The organism is Kitasatospora putterlickiae, from assembly GCF_039527695.1.
Classification (GTDB): Bacteria; Actinomycetota; Actinomycetes; order Streptomycetales; family Streptomycetaceae; genus Kitasatospora; species Kitasatospora putterlickiae.
Genome location: NZ_BAAAKJ010000029.1, coordinates 45309 through 48417, shown reverse-complemented (window position 1 = coordinate 48417; position 3109 = coordinate 45309). Strand labels below are relative to the sequence as shown.

Sequence of the window (3109 nt, the reverse complement as noted above, 5' to 3'; positions counted from 1 at the left end):
CCGGCGCCCCGGCCCTCCCCCGTCGGGCGGTGAGGAGCCCGGCGGGAGAGCCGGGAATAGTTGAAACTTGTCCAGTGCTGGAGCGGGCGGAACCACCGTACGGAAGGAGCCTCCAGTGGCGAACATCGCCGACGAGTACCGCATGGCGAACTTCTACTTCGAGTCCAAGGCGTACACCGACGCCGCCCGGATGCTCGAAGGCGTGCTCGCCGAGGAGCCGGCCAACCTGTCGGTCCGGCTGCTGCTGGCCCGCAGCTACTTCCACTCCGCCCAGCTGCGCAAGGCCGAGACCGAGCTGCGCCGGGTCCTGGACGCCGACCCGGCCGAGGACTACGCCCGTCTGATGCTCGGCCGCACCCTGGAGCGCCAGGGCCGCGCCGAGGAGGCCCGCCCGCACCTGCGGCTCGCCTCCGCGATGACCGGCGAGTCGTACTGACCCGGCCTCCCACGGCCGGGACAAAGGGGCGAGCCCCCGCCGCCACGAGGGCGACGGGGGCTCGCTGGGTACCGCAGGTGATACCGCTCGCGGGTCAGCGCGAGTAGTACTCGACGACGAGCTGCTCGTCGCAGATCACCGGGACCTCCTTGCGCTGCGGCGCGCGGTCCAGGCGGAAGGCCAGGGCCTTCAGGTTGACCTCGAGGTACTTCGGGGTCTGGCCCTCGCCCGCGTTGCCACCCTCGCGGGCGACCTGGAACGGGACCTTCTCCTTGCTGCGCTCGCGGACGGTGACCACGTGGCCCGGCTTCATCTGGTACGACGGCTTGTTGACCTTGCCGCCGTTGACCTCGATGTGGCCGTGGACGACCATCTGACGGGCCTGGTAGATGGTGCGGGCGATGCCCGAACGCAGCACCAGGGCGTCGAGGCGGGTCTCCAGCTCGGCGACGAGCGCCTCACCGGTCTTGCCCTCGGCCTTCTTCGCGCGGTCGAACGCGCGCGCCATCTGCTTCTCGCTCAGGTCGTACTGAGCGCGCAGACGCTGCTTCTCGACCAGACGGACCTTGTAGTCCGAGTTCTGCTTGCGACCGCGGCCGTGCTGGCCGGGCGGGTACGGGCGGGCCTCGAAGTACTTGACGGACTTCGGGGTCAGCGGCACGCCGAGCGCGCGCGCGATCTTGACCTTGGGACGCTTCTGGTTCGCCATGAACCAAACCTTCCTTGCTTACGAATACGGCTTCACCAGGTGTTGACGGAGGTCGCATGTCGCGGCCCGGAGAAAACCCCACCGCCCGGGGGCAGTGCGATCAGCCGCTCTCCGGAGCCGGGCACGAGATGTGCTTGTCACACGGGTCGAACCGGAAACCGGGTCACCCGCGACACCGAGACGGTGCGCGACGCTCCTGGTACGGATCCTCCCGGAGGAGGCCGACGGCCGATGTCCCGCTGGTGCGGCCGGTCGGTCGGGGTCTCCCCCCACCGCCGTCCCGGGACATGGCACTCCGCCCGAGTATACCGGCCGATCACCGGGGCTTTGACCCGGGCTTCTCCTCGCCCTTCGTCTCGCCCTTCGCCTCGGGCTTCGGCTCGGGCTTCGGCTCGGGCTTCGGCTCGGGCTTCGGCTCGCCCTTCGGAACCCGCTTCGGCTCCCCCCGCAGCCGCGCCCTGGTCCACTCCACCGCGTCCGCGTAGCGGGCCTCGCCACCGTGCCGGGTCGGCTGGTAGTACGCCTTGCCGTGCACCGCGTCCGGCGCGTACTGCTGGGCCGCGATGCCCTCCGGCAGGTCGTGCGGGTAGCGGTACCCCTTGCCGTGCCCCAGCTTGCCCGCGCCCCCGTAGTGCGCGTCCCGCAGGTGCGGCGGCACCGGCCCGGCCAGCCCCTGCCGGACGTCCGCGAGCGCCGCGTCGATCGCCAGGTAGGCGGCGTTGGACTTGGGCGCCAGGGCGAGCGCGATGGCCGCCTGGGAGAGGATGATCCGCGCCTCCGGGAAGCCGATCAGCGCCACCGCCTGGGCCGCCGACACCGCCGTCTGCAGCGCCGTCGGATCGGCCAGGCCGACGTCCTCGCTGGCCGAGATCATCAGCCGCCGGGCGATGAACCGGGGGTCCTCCCCCGCCTCGATCATCCGGGCCAGGTAATGCAGCGTGGCGTCCACGTCGCTGCCCCGGATCGACTTGATCAGCGCGCTGGCCACGTCGTAGTGCTGGTCGCCGTCCCGGTCGTAGCGGACGGCCGCGTGGTTGACGGCGGTCTCGGTGGTGGCCAGCGTGATGCTCGCCTCGCCCTGCTCCAGCGCCGCCCCGGCCGCCGCCTCCAGCGTGGTGAGCGCCTTGCGGGCGTCCCCGCCGGCCAGCCGCACCAGGTGGTCCTCGGCCTCGGGGCTCAGCTCGACCGCGCCCTCCAGGCCGCGCTCGTCGGCGACCGCGCGGCGCAGCAGCGCCCGGACGTCGTCGTCGGTCAGCGACTCCAGGGTGAGCAGCAGCGAGCGGGACAGCAGCGGGGAGATCACCGAGAAGTACGGGTTCTCGGTGGTCGCGGCGATCAGGGTGACCCAGCGGTTCTCCACGGCGGGCAGCAGGGAGTCCTGCTGCGCCTTGGAGAACCGGTGGATCTCGTCGAGGAAGAGCACCGTCTCCCGGCCGGTCATGCCGACCGCGCGGCGGGCGCCGTCGATGACCGCGCGGACCTCCTTGACCCCGGCGGTGATCGCGGACAGCTCGACGAAGCGGCCCTCCACCGCCTGGCTGATGACGTGCGCCAGCGTGGTCTTGCCGGTGCCGGGCGGGCCCCAGAGGATCACCGAACTGGTCGCCGCCGGGCCGCGCGCGCCCGTGACCAGCCGGCGCAGCGGCGAGCCGTCCTTGAGCAGCTGCCGCTGGCCGGCCACCTCGTCGAGGGTGCGCGGACGCATCCGCACGGCGAGCGGCGCCCGCCCCGGCTCCTTGCTCTGGCGTTCCTCGGCGGCTGCGGTGAAGAGGTCCGGTTCGTCCACACCGGAAGCCTATGCGAGCCCGCCGACAGGCCCGGGCCCTACGCCTGCCGGACGTCCATCAGGACCGTCTCGAACTCCTCCAGCGAGCGCAGGGTCAGCCCGCCGGCCGTCACCCCGCGGGCGCGGACCTCGGCGGCCGGGCCGCGCGAGGCGACCAGGGCGGCGGGGTCGGTGAACA

The 3109-nt window shown here is 72.5% G+C and carries 3 protein-coding genes; 1 reads left to right on the top strand and 2 read right to left on the bottom strand.

Annotated features, from left to right (window positions below):
• Positions 1–142: 142 nt before the first annotated feature.
• On the top strand, positions 143–436 hold the full coding sequence (locus tag ABD308_RS03950) for a tetratricopeptide repeat protein (RefSeq protein ID WP_344325624.1): 294 nt from the start codon (positions 143–145) through the stop codon (positions 434–436).
• Between the two features lie 94 nt (positions 437–530).
• Here the strand turns inward: ABD308_RS03950 and rpsD are convergent, their stop codons facing one another.
• On the bottom strand, positions 531–1145 hold the full coding sequence (rpsD, locus tag ABD308_RS03945; RefSeq protein ID WP_344325561.1) for a 30S ribosomal protein S4: 615 nt from the start codon (positions 1143–1145) through the stop codon (positions 531–533).
• Positions 1146–1461: 316 nt separating this feature from the next.
• Positions 1462–2931: a replication-associated recombination protein A gene (locus ABD308_RS03940; protein WP_344325558.1), complete on the bottom strand. Its 1470-nt coding sequence runs from the start codon at positions 2929–2931 to the stop codon at positions 1462–1464.
• Positions 2932–3109: the final 178 nt, after the last annotated feature.

Excerpts from the sequence above, each read along its gene's own strand:
- ABD308_RS03950 (WP_344325624.1), top strand. The coding sequence starts at position 143 with ATGGCGAACTTCTACTTCGAGTCCAAGGCGTACACCGACGCCGCCCGG.
- rpsD (WP_344325561.1), bottom strand. The coding sequence starts at position 1,145 with ATGGCGAACCAGAAGCGTCCCAAGGTCAAGATCGCGCGCGCGCTCGGC.